The organism is Sporosarcina sp. P37 (assembly GCF_002109365.1).
Classification (GTDB): Bacteria; Bacillota; Bacilli; order Bacillales_A; family Planococcaceae; genus Sporosarcina.
Genome location: NZ_CP015349.1, coordinates 3,225,935 through 3,248,020 on the forward strand (window position 1 = coordinate 3,225,935; position 22,086 = coordinate 3,248,020).

General features: G+C 45.4%; 27 protein-coding genes. 23 read left to right on the forward strand and 4 right to left on the reverse strand.

All coding sequences use genetic code 11. The features are described from left to right. The first annotated feature begins 2 nt into the window (after positions 1-2). The 5 genes from SporoP37_RS16165 to mtnN all read left to right on the forward strand — a co-directional run bounded on the left by SporoP37_RS16165 (position 3) and on the right by mtnN (position 3,572). Positions 3-671 carry an O-methyltransferase gene (locus SporoP37_RS16165; protein WP_085431553.1) on the forward strand — a complete coding sequence of 223 codons (669 nt, stop codon included), beginning with the start codon at positions 3-5 and terminating at the stop codon, positions 669-671. After that, the gene (gene udk, locus SporoP37_RS16170) at positions 668-1,303 is read left to right on the forward strand and encodes a uridine kinase (protein ID WP_198160035.1); all 636 of its coding nucleotides are present in this window, start codon (positions 668-670) and stop codon (positions 1,301-1,303) included. The genes SporoP37_RS16165 and udk overlap by 4 nt, the downstream gene beginning before the upstream one ends. A gap of 220 nt (positions 1,304-1,523) precedes the next feature. After that, on the forward strand, positions 1,524-2,000 hold the full coding sequence (greA, locus tag SporoP37_RS16175) for a transcription elongation factor GreA (RefSeq protein ID WP_081244634.1): 477 nt from the start codon (positions 1,524-1,526) through the stop codon (positions 1,998-2,000). A gap of 103 nt (positions 2,001-2,103) precedes the next feature. Beyond that, positions 2,104-2,805, forward strand: a complete 702-nt coding sequence (locus SporoP37_RS16180; RefSeq protein ID WP_085431556.1) for a YrrS family protein — start codon at positions 2,104-2,106, stop codon at positions 2,803-2,805. Between the two features lie 74 nt (positions 2,806-2,879). Beyond that, entirely contained in the window at positions 2,880-3,572 is a 693-nt protein-coding gene (mtnN, locus tag SporoP37_RS16185; RefSeq protein ID WP_081244637.1) for a 5'-methylthioadenosine/S-adenosylhomocysteine nucleosidase, read from the forward strand. Between the two features lie 220 nt (positions 3,573-3,792). On the opposite strand, the gene sigK is transcribed toward mtnN, so the two are convergent. Beyond that, positions 3,793-4,491 carry an RNA polymerase sporulation sigma factor SigK gene (sigK, locus tag SporoP37_RS16190; protein WP_085431558.1) on the reverse strand — a complete coding sequence of 233 codons (699 nt, stop codon included), beginning with the start codon at positions 4,489-4,491 and terminating at the stop codon, positions 3,793-3,795. 155 nt (positions 4,492-4,646) lie between these two features. On the opposite strand from sigK, the gene SporoP37_RS16195 reads away from it, so the two are divergent. The 11 genes from SporoP37_RS16195 (at position 4,647) to SporoP37_RS16245 (ending at position 13,220) form a co-directional block, all read left to right on the forward strand. Beyond that, positions 4,647-5,162 (forward strand): YqeG family HAD IIIA-type phosphatase, encoded by a 516-nt coding sequence (locus tag SporoP37_RS16195; RefSeq protein WP_081244640.1) that lies wholly within the window; start codon positions 4,647-4,649, stop codon positions 5,160-5,162. Positions 5,163-5,218: 56 nt separating this feature from the next. Continuing rightward, positions 5,219-6,265, forward strand: coding sequence for a ribosome biogenesis GTPase YqeH (gene yqeH, locus SporoP37_RS16200; protein WP_443028624.1), 1,047 nt, complete (start codon positions 5,219-5,221; stop codon positions 6,263-6,265). A gap of 23 nt (positions 6,266-6,288) precedes the next feature. Continuing rightward, the gene (aroE, locus tag SporoP37_RS16205; protein WP_085431562.1) at positions 6,289-7,110 is read left to right on the forward strand and encodes a shikimate dehydrogenase; all 822 of its coding nucleotides are present in this window, start codon (positions 6,289-6,291) and stop codon (positions 7,108-7,110) included. 2 nt (positions 7,111-7,112) lie between these two features. Beyond that, the gene (gene yhbY / locus SporoP37_RS16210) at positions 7,113-7,403 is read left to right on the forward strand and encodes a ribosome assembly RNA-binding protein YhbY (RefSeq protein ID WP_081244644.1); all 291 of its coding nucleotides are present in this window, start codon (positions 7,113-7,115) and stop codon (positions 7,401-7,403) included. Positions 7,404-7,413: 10 nt separating this feature from the next. Next, on the forward strand, positions 7,414-7,998 hold the full coding sequence (locus tag SporoP37_RS16215; protein WP_081244646.1) for a nicotinate-nucleotide adenylyltransferase: 585 nt from the start codon (positions 7,414-7,416) through the stop codon (positions 7,996-7,998). Beyond that, positions 7,973-8,545, forward strand: a complete 573-nt coding sequence (yqeK, locus tag SporoP37_RS16220) for a bis(5'-nucleosyl)-tetraphosphatase (symmetrical) YqeK (protein ID WP_085431564.1) — start codon at positions 7,973-7,975, stop codon at positions 8,543-8,545. Before SporoP37_RS16215 ends, yqeK begins: the two co-directional genes overlap by 26 nt. Positions 8,546-8,548: 3 nt before the next feature. Then, the gene (rsfS, locus tag SporoP37_RS16225; RefSeq protein ID WP_081244649.1) at positions 8,549-8,893 is read left to right on the forward strand and encodes a ribosome silencing factor; all 345 of its coding nucleotides are present in this window, start codon (positions 8,549-8,551) and stop codon (positions 8,891-8,893) included. Continuing rightward, on the forward strand, positions 8,890-9,630 hold the full coding sequence (locus SporoP37_RS16230; protein WP_085431565.1) for a class I SAM-dependent DNA methyltransferase: 741 nt from the start codon (positions 8,890-8,892) through the stop codon (positions 9,628-9,630). Before rsfS ends, SporoP37_RS16230 begins: the two co-directional genes overlap by 4 nt. A gap of 65 nt (positions 9,631-9,695) precedes the next feature. Beyond that, positions 9,696-10,352, forward strand: a complete 657-nt coding sequence (locus SporoP37_RS16235) for a helix-hairpin-helix domain-containing protein (RefSeq protein ID WP_232329780.1) — start codon at positions 9,696-9,698, stop codon at positions 10,350-10,352. A gap of 13 nt (positions 10,353-10,365) precedes the next feature. Then, entirely contained in the window at positions 10,366-10,929 is a 564-nt protein-coding gene (locus SporoP37_RS16240; protein WP_085431567.1) for a ComE operon protein 2, read from the forward strand. A gap of 173 nt (positions 10,930-11,102) precedes the next feature. Continuing rightward, a complete protein-coding gene (locus tag SporoP37_RS16245) occupies positions 11,103-13,220 on the forward strand; it encodes a DNA internalization-related competence protein ComEC/Rec2 (protein WP_158233565.1) in 2,118 nt (705 codons plus the stop codon). A 46-nt stretch (positions 13,221-13,266) separates the two neighbouring features. Here the strand turns inward: SporoP37_RS16245 and SporoP37_RS16250 are convergent, their stop codons facing one another. Together SporoP37_RS16250 and SporoP37_RS17150 are read right to left on the reverse strand one after the other, a co-directional pair. Continuing rightward, positions 13,267-13,401 carry a YqzM family protein gene (locus SporoP37_RS16250; RefSeq protein WP_040758137.1) on the reverse strand — a complete coding sequence of 45 codons (135 nt, stop codon included), beginning with the start codon at positions 13,399-13,401 and terminating at the stop codon, positions 13,267-13,269. A gap of 172 nt (positions 13,402-13,573) precedes the next feature. Continuing rightward, entirely contained in the window at positions 13,574-13,738 is a 165-nt protein-coding gene (locus SporoP37_RS17150; RefSeq protein WP_157118663.1) for a hypothetical protein, read from the reverse strand. A 102-nt stretch (positions 13,739-13,840) separates the two neighbouring features. Between SporoP37_RS17150 and holA the strand changes: the two genes are divergently transcribed. Continuing rightward, on the forward strand, positions 13,841-14,848 hold the full coding sequence (holA, locus tag SporoP37_RS16255) for a DNA polymerase III subunit delta (RefSeq protein WP_081244657.1): 1,008 nt from the start codon (positions 13,841-13,843) through the stop codon (positions 14,846-14,848). Between the two features lie 49 nt (positions 14,849-14,897). Here the strand turns inward: holA and rpsT are convergent, their stop codons facing one another. After that, on the reverse strand, positions 14,898-15,149 hold the full coding sequence (gene rpsT / locus SporoP37_RS16260; RefSeq protein ID WP_081244658.1) for a 30S ribosomal protein S20: 252 nt from the start codon (positions 15,147-15,149) through the stop codon (positions 14,898-14,900). A 194-nt stretch (positions 15,150-15,343) separates the two neighbouring features. Here rpsT and gpr point away from each other — a divergent pair, with 194 nt between their 5' ends. From gpr to grpE, 6 genes are all read left to right on the forward strand, one after another. Further along, a complete protein-coding gene (gene gpr, locus SporoP37_RS16265; RefSeq protein ID WP_085431570.1) occupies positions 15,344-16,381 on the forward strand; it encodes a GPR endopeptidase in 1,038 nt (345 codons plus the stop codon). Between the two features lie 53 nt (positions 16,382-16,434). Continuing rightward, positions 16,435-17,235 carry a stage II sporulation protein P gene (spoIIP, locus tag SporoP37_RS16270; RefSeq protein ID WP_231293266.1) on the forward strand — a complete coding sequence of 267 codons (801 nt, stop codon included), beginning with the start codon at positions 16,435-16,437 and terminating at the stop codon, positions 17,233-17,235. An 83-nt stretch (positions 17,236-17,318) separates the two neighbouring features. Continuing rightward, positions 17,319-19,142 (forward strand): translation elongation factor 4, encoded by a 1,824-nt coding sequence (lepA, locus tag SporoP37_RS16275; RefSeq protein ID WP_081244662.1) that lies wholly within the window; start codon positions 17,319-17,321, stop codon positions 19,140-19,142. Between the two features lie 72 nt (positions 19,143-19,214). Next, positions 19,215-20,354 (forward strand): radical SAM family heme chaperone HemW, encoded by a 1,140-nt coding sequence (hemW, locus tag SporoP37_RS16280; protein ID WP_085431572.1) that lies wholly within the window; start codon positions 19,215-19,217, stop codon positions 20,352-20,354. A 90-nt stretch (positions 20,355-20,444) separates the two neighbouring features. Further along, positions 20,445-21,500, forward strand: a complete 1,056-nt coding sequence (gene hrcA, locus SporoP37_RS16285) for a heat-inducible transcriptional repressor HrcA (protein WP_085431574.1) — start codon at positions 20,445-20,447, stop codon at positions 21,498-21,500. Next, positions 21,497-22,078: a nucleotide exchange factor GrpE gene (gene grpE / locus SporoP37_RS16290; protein ID WP_085431576.1), complete on the forward strand. Its 582-nt coding sequence runs from the start codon at positions 21,497-21,499 to the stop codon at positions 22,076-22,078. The genes hrcA and grpE overlap by 4 nt, the downstream gene beginning before the upstream one ends. Positions 22,079-22,086: the final 8 nt, after the last annotated feature.

Here is a 22,086-nt window from a genome sequence, read left to right on the forward strand (position 1 = left end):
ATATGTCGGATTACAATACTTATATTAGCCGCTTTACAGAAGAGAAAGAGCCGCTCATCCTGGAAATGGAACAATATGCCGCAGAACATCGTGTGCCGATTATGGACGACACCGGCCTTTACACACTGATCGGACTGCTGCAGATTCAGCAGCCAAAACGTATTCTTGAAATTGGAAGCGCCATCGGCTACTCGGCTATCCGGCTGGCCAAGGCGTTTCCGCAGGCTGTTATTTATACGATTGAACGGGACACAGAGCGTTACAATACAGCGGTTACCAATATTAGCCGCAGCGGACTGCAGGACCGCATCACCATCATGCATGACGACGCGCTTGAATTGGATGAAGCCAAATTGCCGCAAGAACCGTTTGATGCGCTGTTTATTGATGCGGCGAAAGGGCAATATCGAAAGTTCTTTGACAAATACAGCCCGCTCGTGAGTCTTTCAGGTGTAATCTATTGTGATAATATGTTCATGCATGGTATGGTGCTGTTGGAAGATGCAGACATACCGAAACGCAACCGCACGATGATCCGGAATTTGCAGCAATTTACCGGCTGGGCGATGCAGAATGAACAGTTTGAAACATCTCTGCTTCCCATTGGGGACGGCATTCTGACTGCGGTTAAAAAGGCAGAGACAAAATGCTGCGAAGGGGAATCACTGTGAAGAATAAACCTGTCGTAATTGGCATTACCGGGGGTTCGGGCTCAGGTAAGACAAGTGTCACTAAAAAAATTCATGAAGTATTTCAAGGTCATTCAGTTGTCGTAATTGAACAGGATGACTACTACAAAGATCAGTCGCATCTGGCATTTGAGGAAAGACTAAAAACCAATTATGATCATCCGTTAGCTTTTGATACAGACTTACTGATAGAACATATTCATCAGCTCATCAGCAGACAAGCTATAAAAAAGCCGACCTATGACTATACCGTGCATACTCGTTCTGCTGAAACGGTCACTGTAGATTCTCAGGACGTCATCATACTGGAAGGAATTTTAGTCCTTGAAGACGAACGTCTGCGAAATCTCATGGATATTAAATTGTTCGTCGATACGGATTCTGATATCCGCATCATTCGACGCATACAGCGCGATATTCATGATCGCGGCCGCACGGTAGACTCCGTGATCGGGCAATATTTGGATGTGGTCCGGCCAATGCATAATCAATTTATTGAGCCGACAAAAAAGTATGCTGATATAATCATTCCGGAAGGTGGAGAGAATGCAGTTGCTATTGATTTGATGGTGACGAAAATAAAAACAATTCTTGCTTCTGCCAGCGAAGTATAATATGATGATGACATAATTTTAAATTAATTTAGCGTACATCCTATTATTCTGATGGAATGTCAGGATATTCCAGGCGAGTGGAGACTTTATTATTCAGTCAAGTTCGTTCCTGACCGGGAAGAACATACGGTCAATTCAAAAATAGTTTTGCTATGTCACATAATTGAAGTTTGTGTGACATAGTATTTTTTATGAAAAGAAATTTGAGGAGTGTTACTAAATGGTTTCAGAGAAAAAGTATCCGATGACAGCGTCGGGTAAAGCAAAATTAGAAGAAGAATTAGAGTATTTGAAAACGGTTAAACGAAAAGAAGTAGTAGAACGCATTAAAATTGCACGCAGTTACGGAGACCTATCTGAAAACTCTGAGTACGATTCAGCGAAAGAGGATCAGGCATTCGTCGAGGGAAAAATTTCTTCTTTGGAAGGAATGATCCGCAACGCGGTCATTATTACTGAGGATGAATTGAATACAGATGAAGTGCAACTGGGCAAGACGGTTACTTTTAAAGAAATACCAGACGGAGACGAAGAGACATATACGATTGTCGGTTCGGCTGAAGCCAACCCTCTTGAAGGCTTGATTTCAAATGACTCTCCAATTGCAAAAGCATTAATTGGCCGAAAAAAAGATGAAACAGTAAAGATCCAAACTCCCGGCGGTGAAATGTCAGTTGAAATACTCGAGATAAAATGACACGCGTACCGTCTTCTCACAAGCAGAAGACGGTATTGCTTATTTTTACTGTAATCTCCCTTCAGAATATCTACACGATTTCATAATAAAGGAGTTGTCCTAAGTGGCAGATCGAGATCCAAAGTATTCCAGAACGTCACGAAAACAAGGCAGCAAAGCAAATAAGGTAAACAAAGCATTGAATATTTCCATCGGTGTCGTAGTTGTGCTCATCGCGGTAGTGGCAATTGTGTTTGTCAACGGCAGTAAAAAGGACGAACTCACTGTGGAGCAGCCGCAGCAAGCCACTAAGTCTGATGACGCCCCAATCGAACCGATTGTGCTTGAAGACGACGAAGAGGCAAAAGAACCCGACACAGAGAGTTCTGAAGCAGACAGCACTGAAGAACCGGCAGCAGAAACTTCTGAAGAAAACAGTGCTTCGGTCGTTAATGAGATAGAAGAATCTGTGGAAGAAGAGGATGAGCCGCAGCAAGAAGATCCAAAGAAAGAAACTTCATCAGACGCCGGTAAAAAATCTGTTGTGGATCCAAACTGGAAACCGATTGGAACGAAGCAAACAGGTCAGCACGTATCCAAATACGACGGTCAGTCAGCTGACTGGCATGAAAAAAAGAAAGCCATCTCTTATGCTACGGGAATGTCTGAAGACGAATTAATTTTCTTGCGTATTCAAAATGGCGGAGGCCCGCAAAAATCAGAAGGTATTGTTTCGAGCAGAGATAATTCCAAAAAGTACAAAGTATATCTTGAATGGGTGGACGGTCAAGGCTGGAAACCTGTGAAAATGGATGTGCTGAAATAATCAGCAAGAATCTGTCAATGTGCTGTGTACTCCGCAGCACATACCAGTAAGTGAAAAAAGAGGAGAGGGCATACATGAAAATAGCAGTCGTAGGTGCAATGGAGGAAGAAGTCGAAATCTTACGCAGAGAAATCGGACTGGGAAAAATCACAACCATCGGCAATTGTGAATTCATCGAAGGGAAAGTAGGAAAGCATCAGGTCATCGTAACGAAAAGCGGCATAGGTAAAGTAAACGCGGCGATGGCTACGGCAATCCTGCTGCAGAACTACAAACCCGATATCGTCCTGAATACAGGTTCTGCGGGCGGAACGAATCCTGACCTCGAAGTAGGAACAGTTGTAATATCTGATTATGTTCTCCATCATGATGTCGATGTAACAGCATTCGGCTATGAATTGGGACAAGTTCCTCAGCTTCCGGCCAGCTTTCCATCGGATCCTAACCTGATCAGCCTGGCAAGAGAAGCAGTTATAGAGCTAGATACATATGAACATGCTGTCGGCACGATCGCTTCAGCCGATACCTTCATGGCAGATCCTGAAAAGGTCCTGCAGGTGAAGAGCAGATTCCCGCGCGTCATCGCAGTGGAAATGGAAGCGGCGGCCGTAGCGCAGGTCTGTTATCAGTTTCATACGAAATGCGTTGTCATCCGTGCGTTATCTGATATTGCGGGGAAAGAATCGACGGTCAGTTTCGATGAGTTCTTACCGCTGGCCGCCAAACACTCGTCACAGATTGTTTTGCGCGTCATCTCGAAACTTTGATGGTTCTATGATAAAATTGCTAAGTAGACAGACCAGCAGATCGTTTTGTTGAGAGGAGGGACATTCAATGGGATTCCTAATGGGTGGAGTATTTATCGTCACAGCACTATTGGCAGCAATTATTTTGCGTGAGGTTAAAGCTGACTAACAATAGAAACAAAGCGTTTCCGATGTGCGGGGGCAAATGCCCTGAACAGCACAAGCGGAAACGCTTTTTGCATTATTGGTATTCATGCTTAAATGACTGATACAATTTAACAATTGCTCGTTTTTCGATGCGTGATACGTAACTTCTTGAGATTTTCAGCTGTTCAGCGATTTCTTTTTGAGTCATGGGCTGATCATCAAGCAGGCCGTATCGTCTCTGAATAATTTCAAGTTCACGAGCATCCAGCTTATTCAAATGACGGTAAAGCCGCTCTTTTTGTTCATTCTGCTCAACGGTGGTTTGTGGGGGGACATCATCAGTTTGGAGAAGGTCTGCGATTTCTAGAGATTGCCCATCTTTATCGAGGCCAATAGGTTCGTAGAGTGATACGTCTTTTTGCACCTTTTTCTGTGTTCGTAAATACATAAGGATTTCATTTTCAATACAGCGTGCAGCGTACGTGGCGAGCTTGGTTTTGCGATCCGGCGTAAAACTGTTGACAGCTTTCATCAGACCAATCGCGCCAATCGAAATATAATCATCGAGCAGCTCGTGCTTAGGCTGGAACTTCTTGACGATATGGGCGACTAAACGCATATTGTGCTCAATGAGTTCATCACGGGCACTTTCATCACCTTCTGCCAATCGTTGTAAGCACTCGGCCTCTTCTTTTTTCGATAACGGCCGAAGGAATGCCTGCCCTCTGATGTAACCGATCAGCGCGGGGATCTCTAGCCATAATTGCATGACAGCCAAGAAAAACCCGCTCATGTGACCACCTCCGATTATTGGTACTTTACTCTATGCAAACAACGGAAGGTCTATCACTGGCAAGAAAAGCGATGAAATCAGACATAGTTGTGCGTGCAGTCTACACAACTATGTTATAATCAGACAAGAATTTGTTGTAGGGCGGAGAGGATAATGTGTTAAATCATTTTTTACCGAGCGCGTATGTTAAATCAGTATTGTCAATCAAACCTGAACAGTTAATTGAAAAAGGGTTCAAGGGTATTATTACGGATTTAGACAACACACTCGTTGAATGGGATCGTGCAGATGCTACGCAAGATATTATGGCGTGGTTTGAATCTATGCGCGATGCAGGTCTGCAAATTACAGTTGTTTCCAATAACCATATAGAGCGTGTCAGTCATTTTTGTGATCCATTGGGCATCCCGTATATTTGTGAAGCGCGGAAGCCGATGAAAAAAGCCTTCTATCAGGCACTGGCTACACTAGGACTGCCGAAAGAGGAAGTTGTCATGATTGGCGATCAATTACTGACGGATGTGTTGGGTGCAAATCGTGTGGGCTTGCAGACGATATTAGTCGTTCCTGTGGCAAGTTCTGACGCCACGATTACAAAGTTTAACCGGGCGATAGAGCGCCGGATCATGGCAAGGTTCAAAAGAAAAGGATTACTTACGTGGGAGGACTGAATTTGGAATCAATCAAATGTATTGGATGCGGTATTACCATCCAAACGGCAGATAAAATGGCTGAGGGCTATGCACCGCCTGCAGCCTTAGAGAAGGAAGATGTCATCTGTCAGCGCTGTTTTAAATTACGGAACTATAATGAACTGCAGCCGGTTTCTCTATCGGGAGACGATTTTCTGGCGATTCTGAACGGAATTGGCGAAAAAGAAGGCTTAATCGTCAAAGTGGTGGATATCTTTGATTTCAACGGAAGCTGGATCCATGGTCTGCATCGGTTCGTAGGGAAAAAAGACATTTTACTGATCGGCAATAAAGCGGATATTCTTCCTAAGTCAATCAATCCTAAACGTGTAACGAATTGGATGAAAGAAGAAGCGGCGAAGCTTGGATTGAAACCTGCTGATGTGCTGCTGGTTTCTGCAGTAAAAGGCAACGGCATGAGTGAAGCGCTTGATGCCATCGAAACATACCGCAAAGGCAAAGACGTCTATGTAGTCGGATGCACAAATGTCGGAAAATCTACGTTCATTAATCGGATTATCAAAGAGGCGACAGGTATGGAAGATGTCATTACGACATCTTATTTCCCGGGCACCACGCTTGATGTGGTCGAGATTCCGTTGGATGACGGAAAATCATTAATGGATACACCGGGAATCATTAACGATCACCAGATGGCACATCATCTGGATGCGCATGATCTGAAATTGATAACACCCAAAAAAGAATTGAAGCCGAAAGTCTATCAGCTGAATGCAGAGCAGACTATATTCATCGGCGGACTGGCCCGCTTTGATTTTATTCAGGGCGAACGTTCTTCATTCAATATTTATGCGGCAAATGGTCTGCCGCTGCACAGGACAAAGCTGGAAAATGCGGATGAATTATTTGCGAATCATCTCGGCGATATGCTGTCACCGCCAGGTCCGGCCTCTCTTGAAAAACTGCCTCCGCTTGTGCGGCATGAATTTTCGATTAAGAAGGCAAAAATGGATTTGGTTATTTCAGGTCTCGGGTGGATCACGGTTCAGCATGCGAATGTGAAGGTGGCTGTTCATGCACCGAAGGGTGTAAATGTGGAAATTAGGCCTTCATTGATCTAAACAAAGGCGGGGGGAATGGGGTAATGAAAAAGTGGTATGCAGTGCTGGGCGATCCCATCGCACAATCGATGTCGCCGGTCATGCATGATCAGTGGCTCAGTGAAAACAATCTCGATGCGACATATATACCGATTCATGCAGCGGCGGATAATCTTGAGCAAGCTGTCAGCAGCTTGCGGACACTTGGATGCAGCGGCTGGAACGTGACGGTGCCTCACAAACAGACAATACTTCCGTTGCTTGATGAAGTGGATGAATCGGCAAAGGTTATGAACGCAGTCAACACCGTTTATCATACAGAAGACGGAAAGCTGGCCGGTGCAAATACAGACGGTGCGGGTTTTGTGAAATCGCTGCAGGAGTTTACGGATGCAGTGAATGGTCCTGTGCTGGTAATCGGTGCCGGCGGTGCAGCAAGAGGTATTGCCTTTGCGCTGCAGTCGGCAGGTTTCAGCCCGCTTTATTTTACTAACCGGACCGCGTCCAGAGCCGCTGAACTTGCTGCGGATATGGAGGACGGCCACGCACTTTCTATAGAAGACGCGGAAGAGCGGCTGTCGGAGTTCGGCCTGATTGTGCAAACGACTTCTGTCGGCATGAATTTTGCGCAGGAGGGTATACCGCTTAATCCAAAAAATATGTCCAGCGGTGCTGTTGCAGCGGATATTATTTATAATCCGCTCGAAACAGAATTTTTACGGCTTGCAAAAAAGGCAGGCGCACAGACGATGAACGGTGTAGGAATGTTCGTCCATCAGGGGGCGCTCGCTTTTGAAAAGTGGACAGGCGTCTATCCTGACACAAAAAAAATGATTGATACGATTACAATGAAAGTTGGCGGGTAAACATGTTAACAGGTAAACAAAAAAGATTTCTGCGCAGTGAAGCGCATCATTTGGATCCATTGTTCCAAATCGGAAAAAGCGGTTTGACAGAAGCGATCCTTGTGCAAATTGACGAAGCGCTTGAAGCACGTGAGCTATTGAAGGTAAGTGTTCTTCAGAATTGCGACGAAGATAAAAATGAAATTGCGGAGAAAATTGGCGCGTACAAAGGGATTCATGTAGTTCAGATTATAGGCAGCACGATTGTTCTATACAGAGAGTCAGCAGAGAAAAAACGCATACAATTACCGTAAGGAGAATCAGATGAAACGAATCGGCATTTTGGGCGGAACTTTTAATCCGCCGCACACCGGACATTTATTGATTGCCAATGAAGTGCGCTATGCGCTGGAACTGGACGAGGTATGGCTGATGCCGGCTGCTGTTCCGCCGCATAAGACAGCCGCGGGGGACGCGACTGCAGAGCAGCGTCTGCAAATGGTGAAATTGGCAGCGGATGAAATCGAAGGTCTGCGTGCTTCGTCGTTTGAAATTGAACGCGGCGGTGTATCGTACACATATGATACAATGTCGCAATTAGTAAAAAACGAACCGGACTGTGACTTTTATTTTATCATTGGCGGCGATATGATTGATCAGCTGCCGGCGTGGCACCGGATTGAAGAGCTGCTGCAGATCGTGACCTTTATAGGTGTCAAACGCCCAGGTGCTGACAATGTTTCTGAAATTCCGGTGCGATTGGTGGAAACGCCGCAGCTAGATTTATCATCCACACTGATACGCCGGCGTTTTGCCGAAGACGGAACAGTGCAGCTGCTGGTTCCGCCGGCTGTCGAAGCTTACATTCGAGAGGAGAGATTATATGGATCTTCAACAAGTTCGAAATGACCTGGAGCGGCGTTTGCCGAAAGAGCGTTATGAACACGTATTGCGTGTCACGGAAACGGCAATGAAATTAGCGGAAGAAGTGGGAGTTTCAGTGGAGAAGGCTGAAGTTGCCGGCCTCTTTCATGATTACGCCAAGTTTATGAACAAAGAGGAATTACTGGAATTGCTGAAACGTGACGAAGAGTATGAACTGTACGTAAAGTATCACTCGGAACTGTGGCACGCACCAGTCGGAGCGCTGCTTGCGAAAGAGCGTTATGGAGTCGACGATGATGAAATTTTGCAGGCCATCCGTTTCCATACGACAGGCCGTGCAGGTATGAGCGAGTTGGAGAAGGTAATCTACATCGCCGATCTGATCGAGCCGGGCCGGAAGTTTCCGGGCATCAATGAGTTGCGCCAGCGGATTGACGGTGAACCGCTGGAAGATCAAATGACGGAGTGCATTCAGCATACGCTGCAGTTCTTGGTTCACAAGTACGCAGTTATATTCCCTTATTCATTTGACTGTTATAATGAACATGTACGCAGAAGAAAGGAACAGTGAAATATGCCAACATTATTAGAATTAGCATACAAGGCAGTAGACAGTAAGAAAGCAGAAGACATCGTAGTATTAAACATGGAGGGCATCTCACTGATAGCAGATCAATTCATCATTTGTCATGCCAACTCAGAGCGTCAGGTACAGGCGATTGCCCGTGAAGTGGCTGACCAGGCTTCCAAAGAAGGCTTCACAGTGAAGCGCATGGAAGGGTTTGACGCAGGCCGCTGGATACTGGTCGATTTGCTCGACGTTGTAGTCCATGTGTTCCATAGAGACGAGCGCGGATTCTATAACTTAGAAAAGTTATGGGGAGACGCACCGCAGTTAGACGTGGCGACCGATCAATGACTTCTTCTTATTCAGCGTTCGCCCCAATTTATGACGAACTGATGAATGATATCCCGTATGACGCCTATGTCGAGTTACTCGATTTGGCGTCTGCTGGCGTTTTCGGGAAAAAAGTTTTGGATATTGGCTGCGGAACTGGCTTGCTTTCCGCGATGCTCGCAAAAAAAGGCGCCAAGGTCACGGGGGTCGACCTGTCTGCGGACATGCTTGAAGTGGCCGCTCACCGTGCGCAGTCCCTTTCGCTCGATATTGAATTCATTGAACAGCCGATGCAGCAGCTGGATGTGGATAATACGTTCGACGCAGCGGTCATATCCATTGACTCGTTGAATTACGTCATCAGACAAGCCGATGTTGAGGAAACATTCCGGCGGATTTACGGCACGCTGAATAAAGGCGGCGTGTTGTTATTTGACGTGCATTCCCTATTCAAAATGGATGAAATTTTTCTTGAAGGACCATTCGTATTTGATAATCAGCGGATTACGTATGTATGGCAGACGGCTCCCGGAGATGAGCGTCATTCAATTTATTCGGAGCTGGCGTTTTTCGTGAAACAGGAAGACGGCACATACCGCCGATTCGATGAAGTACATATGCAACGCTCATTTGCTGTGCCTGAGTATGTCCAGATGCTTGAAGAAGCCGGATTTCAGATTGAGCGAATTTTTGCGGACTGGGAAGATGAAGCCCCGGATGAAGAAAGCGAAAGAATATTTTTCCAAGCACGTAAATAGTTCTTTCATAGTTTTTTTGAATCGGGTATAGTTAAGGGGACTCCATACGGTGCTGAAAGAAAGGATTGTTGACTATCCGTTCATTTCTAACCGAAAAATGGCGTACATTGATCATTCCTATTGCAGCGTTCGCTGTACTTTCCACTGTTTTGTTCTTTCCCCGGGAACAGCCGGATGAATTATCCGTAGAACGTGGACAATCCCTTTTAGAAACAATTGAAACGACAGAATCCGGAACTATTGAAGAAGTGGAAGCGCCGGTCGAACTCGTAGCAGAAGCCGTTTCTGCTGCTATACTCGTCGACGTAAAAGGCGCAGTGAAACATCCTGGTCTTTATTCTATGCAAGACGGAGATCGGCTGTTAGATGCTGTTGACAAAGCGGGCGGCTACACAGAGTCTGCGGACACGCGTCTGCTCAATCATGCGCAGCGGCTGCAGGACGAATCTGTGGTCTACGTGCCTGTCGCAGGAGAAGAGCCGCCAATTTTTCCTGCAGCAGACTCTTCCCCGTCGTCTGACAGTTCCAGTGCAAAAGTAAATATCAATACTGCGAATGAAAGTGAATTTCAGACACTTCCCGGCATTGGCCCCGCGAAAGCTGCGGCGATTATTCAATACCGTGAAGAAAATGGTGCTTTCAAACAACTGGATGATCTGAAAAACATCTCCGGTATTGGCGACAAGACGTTTGAGAAATTAGCACCACATATTAGTAACTGATGGAGGCGACCGTATGGAGCGAATAACTTGGGATCAGTTCTTCATGGCGCAAAGTCATCTGCTGGCAATGCGCAGCACATGCACACGGCTTTCTGTAGGGTCTGTTCTAGTCCGTGATCAGCGCATCATCGCAGGCGGCTATAACGGTTCGATATCCGGCGGTGATCACTGTATAGAGCATGGCTGTTATGTCGTAGATAATCATTGCGTACGAACAATCCATTCAGAGATGAATGCGCTGCTGCAATGTGCCAAATACGGAATACCTGTTGCGCAGGCAACAATCTACGTCACCCATTTTCCGTGTCTGCAGTGCAGTAAAGCGCTGATTCAGGCAGGCATTGAACGGGTCAAGTATGCGGAAGATTATCGTAACAGTGAATATGCGCTGGAGCTGTTCGCGCAGGCAGGCGTTGCGATTGAAAAAGTGCCGTTTGATGAACGTTCCATTGACTTTGCAAGCGAAGAGAAGTTTGCGCTGTTCAATGAAATGCTGTTGAAAATGCAGGAGCTTGGCGCTGAACCTGAAGAACTGGATACCCTTTTGCAAAGGGTGAATCATTTATTTGGCAATTAATCCGATCGATACGATGGATGTATATAGCGATTCCTGTTGCAGTTTCTGCCTTTGCGGCTGAGCTTTCGGGATCGCTTTTATTTTTACATGCAGTTTACCTCATTCCATTCTACTTTTTACGCAAAGATTATCTCCACCTAATTCTTTGCGCGCTTCTGGCAAGTTTCTCTTTTTTGTATTTCTCCCATAATACTTCCGTTCTCCCCGATCAGTCAGTCGTTACATTCCAATGGCAAGATCAAGTGAAAATAGACGGTGCGAAAGTAAAAGGCTTCGCCCGCCTGACAGATGGCACAATCGTCTATATGATGTATACGCTTGGCTCAGAGCAGGAGAAGCAACGATTTCAATCCGCCCGTTTATCCACTTTTCAGTTCACCGCGAAAGTCGAGCCGAAAGAATTGGAGCCCGCAGCACATGACTATTCATTTGATATGGCACGCTATCTGCGGATGAACGGTGCTGCAGGTATTCTGGAAGTAAAGAATATACATGCAATCGTACCGCTGTCTACGGTGCGCTCCAGGCTTTCACACTATCGGTCGGCCATTAAAACGCACATCCATGAACGGTTTCCTCCTTCGCTTGTCACCGAAGCGGAAGCATTGCTGATCGGCGACCGTACGGGGATGGACCAAGTATTACAGAAAGAGTACCGTACGCTCGGTATTACTCACTTATTTGCAATCTCGGGACTGCATGTCGGTTTATTGACCTTTTTTATACGGACCATTTTATTGCGCGCCGGTCTCCGGAAAGAATGGGTCACATACAGTCTGCTGCTGTTTCTTCCAGTCTATGCATGCGTCGCGGGCGGCGCACCGTCAGTTTGGCGTGCAGTCACCGTGACGATGATTCTATTGCTGGCGGTATCCGGAAACGTTAAATTGCGGCTGGATGACGCGCTTGCATTGAGCGCATTGTTTTTCATTGTTACTCAGCCGTATATCGTCTTTCAGCCAGGTTTTCAGCTATCTTACTTAGCGGCTTTTTCATTGCTGTATTCTTCAGCAATTCTAAATGAGGCGAAAAATGGCTTCTTCGTTTCATTTCTTGTTACGGTTATTACACAAGTTGCGTTATATCCAATTTTGCTGTACCACTTTTATGAACTGTCGATTTCTTCATTTGCCGCAAATTTGTTTTATGTGCCTCTTTATTCAGTGTTCATTTTACCTGCAAATTTAGTTCTGCTCGTCTGCACGTATATCTCACCGCAGACAGCGGCTGTCCTATTTACTCTCTATGAACCGATACGCGGCTGGATTGGCGGCATGACGACCTGGTTTGCTTCGATGCCTTATCAACTGTGGACGCCAGGGCGGCCAGATGCATTCGGCGCCGTGTTTGCAGTGGTTGGTATATTGATCTTTCTTGTCTGTCTGGAGAGGCGGAAGACGATGATTCTAGGGAGCATCTGTCTGCTTATACCCGCACTGTATTTGGAGGTAAAGCCTATCATGCATCGCGATGTGATTATATCGTACGTTGACGTGGGACAGGGAGACAGCACAATCATCGAGATGCCCTTTCGCAAGGCGGTCTACGTGATCGATACGGGAGGAGTCGTTCACTTTGGCGAATCAACCTGGAAAACACCTGAGCAGCCATTTGAAATCGGCCGGAATATTGTGGTGCCTTATTTAAAAGCGCAAGGTATTACGAAAATAGACCGGCTAATGCTCACGCATGCCGATCTGGATCACATAGAAGGCGCGGATGAAGTGATGGAGGAGCTGCGTGTACTGGAGGTTCATATACCTCCCGGGAGTGAAAAGGAGAAAGCGATGGAGGGAATTCTGCGGCTGGCAAAACATCAGCGCGTTCCGGTTCGGTTAGTCGGAGAAGGCGTAAGCTGGCAATTACAAAATTATCATTTTCGCTACGCGGCACCGGAACAGCGGGCATATGAAGGAAATGACAGTTCGTTACTGCTGATTATGACAGAAGAAGATTTGCATCTTATATTTCCTGGAGACTTGGAGAGCGAAGGAGAGCGAAGGTTTTTGCAGAGATACGCATCTTCCGCTTTTGGCAGGGTCGTATTAAAGGCGGGTCATCACGGAAGCAGGACGTCGAGCACAGAGCCGTTCATACGCTTTTTAAAACCGGAATTCGCAGTGGTTTCTGCAGGCAGGAACAGCCGGTACGGTCATCCGCATGAAGACGTGATGGAGCGTTATAAGGAGAACGGCACTCCTGTTTGGACGACTGCTGAAAGGGGGACTATTGAACTGCGTGTGAAGAAAGGAGTGTATTCTGCTTCGTCCAGCAGGCAGGAAAGCAAATAGACACATCCGCCGGCATGACGGATGTGTCTATTTTATAAACAATTGATTAGCGAGCGACGATATCGATGATCGTAGCAACAACAAAAATTGCAGAAAAACCGATAAACGAAACTATAAAGCCGATGCCACTGTCAATCGCATCATTACGTTTGGATTGGACATCATGTTCAAATTCATTCATTGCTACACCTCCTAATTCCATACTAAGTATAGATGAAAGTGAAGGAAAAATCCATATAAATTGCAGTTTTCAAAGCTTGCAATGAACGTTGACACAAATTGTTCAAAAACTTCATGAATAATGAGTCAAAGAGCGGAGCTGCCGACAGCAAGTTCCGCTCTTTGATTTAGTGTTAATAATATCGGTCTTTTTCTGCTGTTTCTCTGTGGTTTGGTGTCATTGGCTCTTGTTTAGGCTGTAATTCTTCCAAGTCCATCATTTCCAGGGAAATTTCTTCTTTTTCTCTCGTTTTCGGAATGCTGCGCCGGCTGCCGTTTGCGCGTTCAGACTTTTTCATCAAAAATACCTCCTTTTCCTGCTAGTATGGAGAAATAGATGAATTTCATGTATAGTTAGCTCAGGTTTTTATGATAAGTATTAGGCAGCTGAGGTGAAGAAGATGGTAACAAAAATTTGGAACACAATTGAAAAAGGTGATGTGCAGCCGGTGTATCTGCTGACAGGCACCGAACAGCATTTACTTGATGAAACAATTAAGAAGCTGATCAAGGCAGTGCCCGGAATGACATCTTCTGAAGTGAACCGTTTTGACTTGGAAGAAACTCCAATTCAGGCGGTTCTTGAAGTTGCGGATGAATTGCCTTTTTTGGTTGATCATAAACTGATCGTGGCAAAGAACTGTTCATTCCTGAAGGCCACAGATAACACAAAAGAAAAACAGAATCATCAGCTGGGATTATTGGAACAGTGGCTGGAGAATCCTTCGCCGACCGCAACTGTTGTTTTCGTCGCGCCTTATGAAAAGCTTGATGCGAGGAAGAAAATTACGAAGAAAATTAAAAAACATGCGGTTGTCGTAGAAGCAGTGGCCATGCAAGGGCAGGATTTGTCCACATGGATTATGCAGCAAGGAAAAGATAAAGGCGTTACATTCGATAAAAAAACCGCGGAGTTTCTGATGGAAATGGCAGGAACTGATTTGCTGCAGCTTTCTGCAGAAGTGGAGAAACTTGCGGCGTATACAGCGTATCAGGGGACGGCAGACATCGATATGATTGAACAGCTTGTAGCCCGCACACCGGAGATGGACGTCTTTCGGCTGACCGATTCATTCGTCAACAATAAAAAGGCTGATTCTTTGGCAGTCTATCATGATCTTCTCCGTAACGGAGAAGAACCCATTATGCTGGCGTCACTTATTGCAAGTCAGGTACGTCTGATGATCCATGTGACGAATTTGCGGAAAAAAGGTTATCAGCAGCAACAAATCGCAGCAACGCTTCATATTCATCCGTACCGGGTGAAGCTGATGATGCAGCGAAGTCTGCCGCCGCTTCCTGTTTTACTGAAAGCGCTGGATGATTTGGCGACGATTGATCTGCAGCTGAAAACCACAAGCGGCAATCGTCAGCGAAAATTGGAACTATTCCTGATGAATGGATTATAACAGCACAAAAAAAGACTGCCTTTCGTGAAGGCAGTCTTTTAACATATCATTATTGAGCTTTTTTAGTTAGACGTGATTTTTGACGAGCTGCAGTGTTTTTATGGATCAGACCTTTACGGGCAGCAGTATCCAATTGTTTCACAGCATCTCTCAAAAGATCTCCAGCGTTTTCTTCGTTATTAAGAAGAGCAGCATCCGCTTTACGGATTGCAGTACGCATAGAAGCTTTAACATGAGAGTTCTGCTCGTTAGCAGCAGCACTTTGTTTCACGCGTTTGATAGCACCTTTAATGTTTGGCATTTCATTCACCTCCAGCTTTCAGGTAAGGCAAGAGTGTTTCCACAATCATCCGGACATCTCTTTACAACAAGCACAATTTTAACAAAGCTGCTGACAGATTGCAAGAAAAAAAGTAAAGCTTTTCATCTTTACAGCAATGTATTTGAGAATAAACGCGGATTATTTGCACAAGCTTGCTAGTAGAGGTGATGAAAATGAGCGAATACAACTACTACCGTACGGATTTAATTGACGAAAGTGATGAATTTGTCAGACATCAGACAGAACAGGAAGAAAAGAAGCTGAAACAAATGTCCGGTATTGAGGTAGAAGAGAAGATTATTGGCCGAATTAAATCAACAACGGTAAAAGTGACGGCAGAAGGTGAAGAGGAGATCGGTAAAGCAAAAGGTACATATATTACGCTGACGATTCCGACACTTGCTGTTCACGAAGTGGAAGAACTCGATACATTATGCAATTTGGTAATCGAGAAGATGGATGCGCTGGTTCAGGAGAAATGTAAAGGCAAAGTTGAGAAAGTGCTTTATGTCGGCCTTGGCAACCGTGACATTACACCCGATGCCGTAGGACCTGCAGTAATGGACTATGTGAAAGAGGTGATCCCGGATTATTACGAAGATGATGAGAGCGGTATATTAGTTTATGCGCCCGGCGTGACGATCCAGACAGGTCTTGAGACCGCTTCATTTGTCAAGGCGATTGTGGAGCAGAGCAAGCCGGACCTGCTCATTGTCGTCGACGCGCTTGCGGCAAGAAGCAGTACACGGCTCTGCCGCACGGTTCAGCTGACGGATACTGGAATTCATCCGGGCTCTGGTGTAGGAAACAGCCGGAAAGAATTGTCTGAGAAAAGTCTTGGAATTCCTGTCATCGCAATCGGTGTGCCGACGGTCGTCGACGGTCCGGTGCTGGTGGCGGATGCAATTGACACGATGTTCGGTTATATCGCAGCAAAAATCGAGGAGGACGGTATGCCTTCGTCCAAGCTCGCAACCGGACGGTTTCCGCAGCGGACGACGAAAGACGCTGATCGGGCTTCTCTTGCGCCAATTTTCGGCGACTGGTCTTCGTGGACACACGAGGAGCGTATTCAGCTCTTTGAAGAAGTATTGACAAATCAGGAATTATCCACGTTCATTTCGCCGAAAGAAATTGATTCGTGGGTGGCAAACTATGCAACAGCACTGTCTTCTTCATTAATTGGCTGGATTCATAAAGTAAACGCCTGAACTAGTCATTGACCTTTTTTCTTCTGCATAGTGTGGAAGATGGAGGGATCACAATGAAAAAAACTTTGCAAATTTGGATGAGCGTCATTTTTCTATTGTTCATCTTCCCAGTCGTTCTGCAGTTCATTCCTAAACAGCCGACCGTCCCCGGTGCCCTCTCAATAAAGGAACCGAGCATGATTGTCTATGCATCCAATGTGCTGGAAGAAGATATCCGCCCAAAAGTGGAAGGAAATGTGTTGATTTACGCGACTCATTCTCATGAAGCATATGAACCGATCACAAAAGCGGCTGACGGTAAAGTCGCAGTCTCACATCATACGGAGAATATTTTAAAGGTCGGAGGCCGGCTGAAAGAAAATTTACTCGCTCATGGCCTTTCTGCTGAGCAGCTTGATATCGATATCGTAAAAATCATGCAGCAAAAGAAAATACCGTATCATAAATCCTATGCTGCAATCAGGCCGTACGTTGAGAAACGAGTGAAGGAACAACCGTATGATTTAATCATTGACTTGCACAGAGATTCCCTGGGCCCTTCCAAAACAACAATCACACACGCTAATACACGCTATGCGAAAGTGGCATTCGTAATCGGCAGGGATCATCCGTATTACGAAAGGAATTTGGCCAAAGCGAAACAATTAAAAAATGAGATGGAGAAGCTGGTGCCGGGTATTACGCGGGAAATCATTATTAAAGGCGGCCGGGGTGTAGATGGAAAGTACAATCAGGATCTTGATACGAGCATGATTTTAGTTGAGCTCGGCGGAGTGGGTAATACGGAAGCGGAACTAAATCAATCGATTTCGATCATCGGTGAATCTGTTTCAGCTATGATGGGTGCGCAATAATCTATCAAATATTGAAGTCTGACCCGTTCACTGCTATAATTCAAGTAGCTTAAATAGGTACGTACATGTAGGAGTGAACAGTGATGAATCAAGAGCAGAGATTAGCACGTCAGCAGAACATCCGAAATTTTTCTATCATTGCCCATATCGATCACGGCAAATCGACATTAGCTGACCGTATTTTAGAAAAAACGGAAATAGTAAAGACCCGGAATATGAAATCGCAATCATTGGATTCCATGGATCTGGAGCGTGAACGGGGCATCACCATTAAGTTGAATGCCGTTCAGTTAACATACACTGCAAAAAATGGTGAAGACTATACGTTTCACTTGATTGATACACCGGGACACGTCGACTTCACATATGAAGTATCAAGAAGTCTGGCGGCCTGCGAAGGGGCCATCCTCGTTGTGGATGCGGCGCAGGGCATTGAAGCCCAAACATTGGCCAACGTCTATCTGGCACTGGACAATGATTTGGAAATACTGCCTGTCATCAATAAGATTGATCTGCCGGCAGCGGACCCTGAGCGCGTCAAACAGGAAATTGAAGATGTGATCGGCTTAGATGCATCAGAAGCAGTGCTGGCTTCTGCAAAAGCAGGAATCGGTATTGATGAAATTCTGGAGCAGATTGTGGAAAAGGTTCCGGCTCCTCAAGGAGATCCTGATGCCCCTTTAAAAGCATTGATCTTTGACTCGCATTACGATCAGTACAAAGGTGTCATCGTCAATATTCGAATCGTAGAAGGTAAAGTAAAGCCGGGCGATAAAATTCGCATGATGGCAACAGGAAAAGAGTTTGAAGTACTGGAAACAGGTGTCTTCACTCCCTCTATTTCTCCGCGTGAAGAATTAACTGTAGGAGATGTAGGCTTCCTTTCCGCATCTATTAAAAATGTTGGAGACACACGGGTGGGCGACACGATTACCCATGTTCATAATCCGGCTCCCGAGGCACTGCCGGGTTACCGCCGAATGAATCCTATGGTATTCTGCGGCCTGTATCCGATTGATACATCCAAATACAATGACTTGCGTGAAGCACTTGAAAAGCTTGAACTGAATGACTCTGCACTTGAGTATGAGCCAGAGACTTCTCAGGCGCTCGGCTTCGGTTACCGCTGCGGCTTCCTCGGTCTGCTGCACATGGAAATCATCCAGGAACGAATCGAGCGTGAATTCAAGATAGATTTAATCACAACGGCACCAAGTGTTATATACAAAGTTAACTTGACGGACGGCTCGACTTTGGACGTCGATAATCCTTCGATGATGCCTGCTGCGCAAAAAGTTGATTTCGTTGAGGAACCTTATGTGAAAGCTTCTATCATGGTTCCGAATGATTATGTAGGTGCCGTTATGGAGCTTTGCCAGCACAAGCGCGGAGATTTCATCACGATGGATTATATGGACAGTACACGCGTGAATGTTATTTATGAATTGCCTTTAGCAGAAATCGTCTATGACTTCTTTGATCAGCTGAAATCCAGCACAAAAGGCTACGCTTCCCTGGATTATGAATTAATCGGTTATAAACGTTCTAAGCTTGTTAAAATGGACATTCTGCTGAATGGTGAAACTGTCGATGCACTGAGCTTTATCGTGCATAGTGACTTTAGCTATGAGCGCGGAAAGGCTATCGTTGAAAAGCTGAAATCATTAATCCCAAGACAGCAATTCGAAGTGCCGGTTCAGGCGGCAATCGGTCAGAAAATCGTGGCGCGTTCCACGATCAAATCGATGGGTAAAAACGTTTTGGCTAAATGTTACGGCGGGGATATTTCCCGTAAGCGTAAACTTCTTGAGAAGCAAAAAGAAGGTAAAAAGAAGATGAAGCAAGTCGGCTCGGTGGAAGTTCCGCAAGAGGCGTTCATGGCTGTTTTGAAGATGGACGAAGATTAATTGGACTCAGCAAAAAGAGGGCAAACCGCCCTCTTTTTGCCGTTTACATATTTAGAAAAAGGATGTGACAGCATGCGGGGAGTGTATATTCATATACCGTTTTGCCAGCAAATCTGTTATTACTGTGATTTTAATAAAGTATTCCTGAAAAATCAGCCGGTCGATCAATATATAGAATCCATCGGCAAAGAGTTTCATTATATGAAAGAAGCCGGCTATTCGTTTGATCAAGTGGAAACGGTGTTTTTAGGCGGAGGCACTCCAACGGCACTCAATGTCGCGCAGCTTGACCGTTTACTGACGATCGTTTCACAATATATTGATGTGACAGCGCTGAAGGAGTTTACGACAGAAGCAAATCCTGATGATCTGTCGGAAGATCAGCTGGTCGTATTAAAAGAGAAAGGCGTGAACCGTCTATCCATCGGTGTCCAGACTTTTAACGAACGTTTGCTGAAGCAAATAGGCCGGACTCATTCCAATGAAGATGTGGAACGCGTCATTGCTGCCGCGCGTAAGATCGGTTTCGATAACATCAGCATTGATCTCATGTACGGACTGCCGACGCAAACGGCGGAAGAATGGGAAGAGACGCTTGACCGCGCATTGTCACTTGATTTGCCGCATTACTCTGCGTACTCATTGATTGTGGAGCCGAAAACGGTATTCTACAACCGGATGGTCAAAGGCAAGCTGCCGCTGCCAGGGGAAGATATAGAGGCAGAAATGTTTGCTATGGTGATGGACCGCATGAATAAAAAGGGCCTGAATCAGTATGAAATCAGTAATTTTGCTAAATCCGGCTATCCTTCGTTTCATAACCTGATTTATTGGGAAAACTCTCACTATGCGGGAATCGGGGCAGGCGCACATGGTTATCTTGGGAAAGAGCGCTATGCGAACGTTGGCCCGCTGACACACTATATTGATTTGCTGGAAGATGGAAAACTGCCTCGTAAAGAAGTGCATGAAGTGACACAGTCCGAATCCATGGAAGAAGAAATGTTTCTGGGTCTGCGGATTATTGAAGGGGTATCCATGAAAGAATTTGAGGAAAAGTTCAAACGGCCAATCCGCGAAGTATTCGGAAAGCCAATAGAAGAACTGCAGCGTCAAGGGCTTCTGCAAATCACAGGAGATCATCTCCAGCTGACGAGAAAAGGTATTTTTCAAGGAAATACAGCATTTCAGGAATTTTTACTCGATAAGTGAGTTTGATTCGTTGACATGCAAAATAGAATTTGATAAATTATGAGTAGTATTAGCACTCGGTGTTAATGAGTGCTAACAGGAGTGATGATCATGTTGACAAACAGACAATTGCTCATACTACAATTGACAGTGAAAGATTTCATCGAGTCTGCTCAGCCTGTGGGTTCCAGACAGCTGTCAAAGAAGCCGGAAGCGCCATTTAGTTCGGCAACCATCCGGAATGATATGGCGGATCTGGAGGACATGGGTTATTTAGAAAAGACTCACACATCATCTGGAAGAGTGCCTTCTGAAAAAGGCTACCGGTTTTTTGTAGATCATTTACTGCAGCCGCAAGCGCTGGGTCTGGAAGACAGCTTGCAGCTGCGGACGGTATTTCAGGAGAAAGTAGGAGAGTCCGAAGAGTTAATTCGTAAATCTGCGACCATTCTGTCGGAGCTGACGAATTATACGTCTATATTACTTGGGCCTGATACTTCAGCACATGCCGTCAAGAAATTTTCAATTGTACCTTTGGATCAGCAACGGGCAGTCGCGATTATCGTCACAGATAATGGTCATGTGGAAAATCGTATTTTCGATATACCCCAGGGACTGACTGCTTCAGAAATTGAGAAGACGGTAAATATTTTAAATGAACGCCTAATCGGCACATCGCTTGTGCAGCTGCAGCAAAAATTGCAGCTCGAAGCGAAGCATGTATTTGAACAGCATATTCACCAGGCGGAACAACTATTCAGCTCATTGCAGCAAGCGATTGCTGTGGAGCCTGAAGAACGGTTGTATTTCGGCGGGAAATTGAATATGTGGAAACAACCGGAATTTCACGACTTCCACAAGATGCAGTCGTTTTTTGAACTGATCGAGAAGGGCGATCCTGCAATGGCTCTTTTCCAAAAGAATGGACAAGGAATTCAAGTTCGCATCGGTTCTGAAAACAATGTGCTGGATATGGAAGATTATAGCGTGATCACTTCCACATACTCGGCAGGGGAGAATATGGAAGGTTCCATTGCAATTATCGGTCCGAAACGGATGGATTACGGAAGAGTCATTACGCTGCTTGATATTTTAAGCAGTGATCTATCTTCTGCACTTCACCGGCTGACCATCGGACAAGACGGGAACAGGGGGCAAGACAGGTGACGGAAAAACAAGAATTTAACGGGCAGCAAGATGAAAATCTTTCCGTGGATGAGCAGGAGCTCAACGAAGCGGCTGATCAGCCTGAAGCTGAAGAAGTCGTTGAAGAGCTCACAAAAGAGCAGGAACTTGAGAACAAAATAGATGAATTAACGAAAGCACTTGAAGAAGAAGAGAGTAAGCGGCTGCGTGTTTTGGCAGATATAGAAAACATGAAAAGACGGGCTTCACTCGACTATCAGACGCTGCAGACTTATCGTGCACAAAACGTAATGGTAAATATTTTGCCTGTACTCGATAACTTTGAGCGCGCTCTTTCAGTAGAAGCAAAAGAAGAGGAAACCAAATCCCTCCTCACAGGAATGGAGATGGTCTACCGTTCACTTGTGGAAGCACTGAAATCAGAAGGCTTAGAAGAAATTGAGGCGCTGGATAAAGAGTTTGATCCGAACTTCCACCAGGCAGTCATGACTGGCAGTGAAGATGACAAAGAGTCCGGAATTATCCTGGACGAAATGCAAAAAGGATATAAGCTTAAAGAACGCGTGCTCAGACCATCCATGGTAAAAGTAAACGAATAAAAATTCTA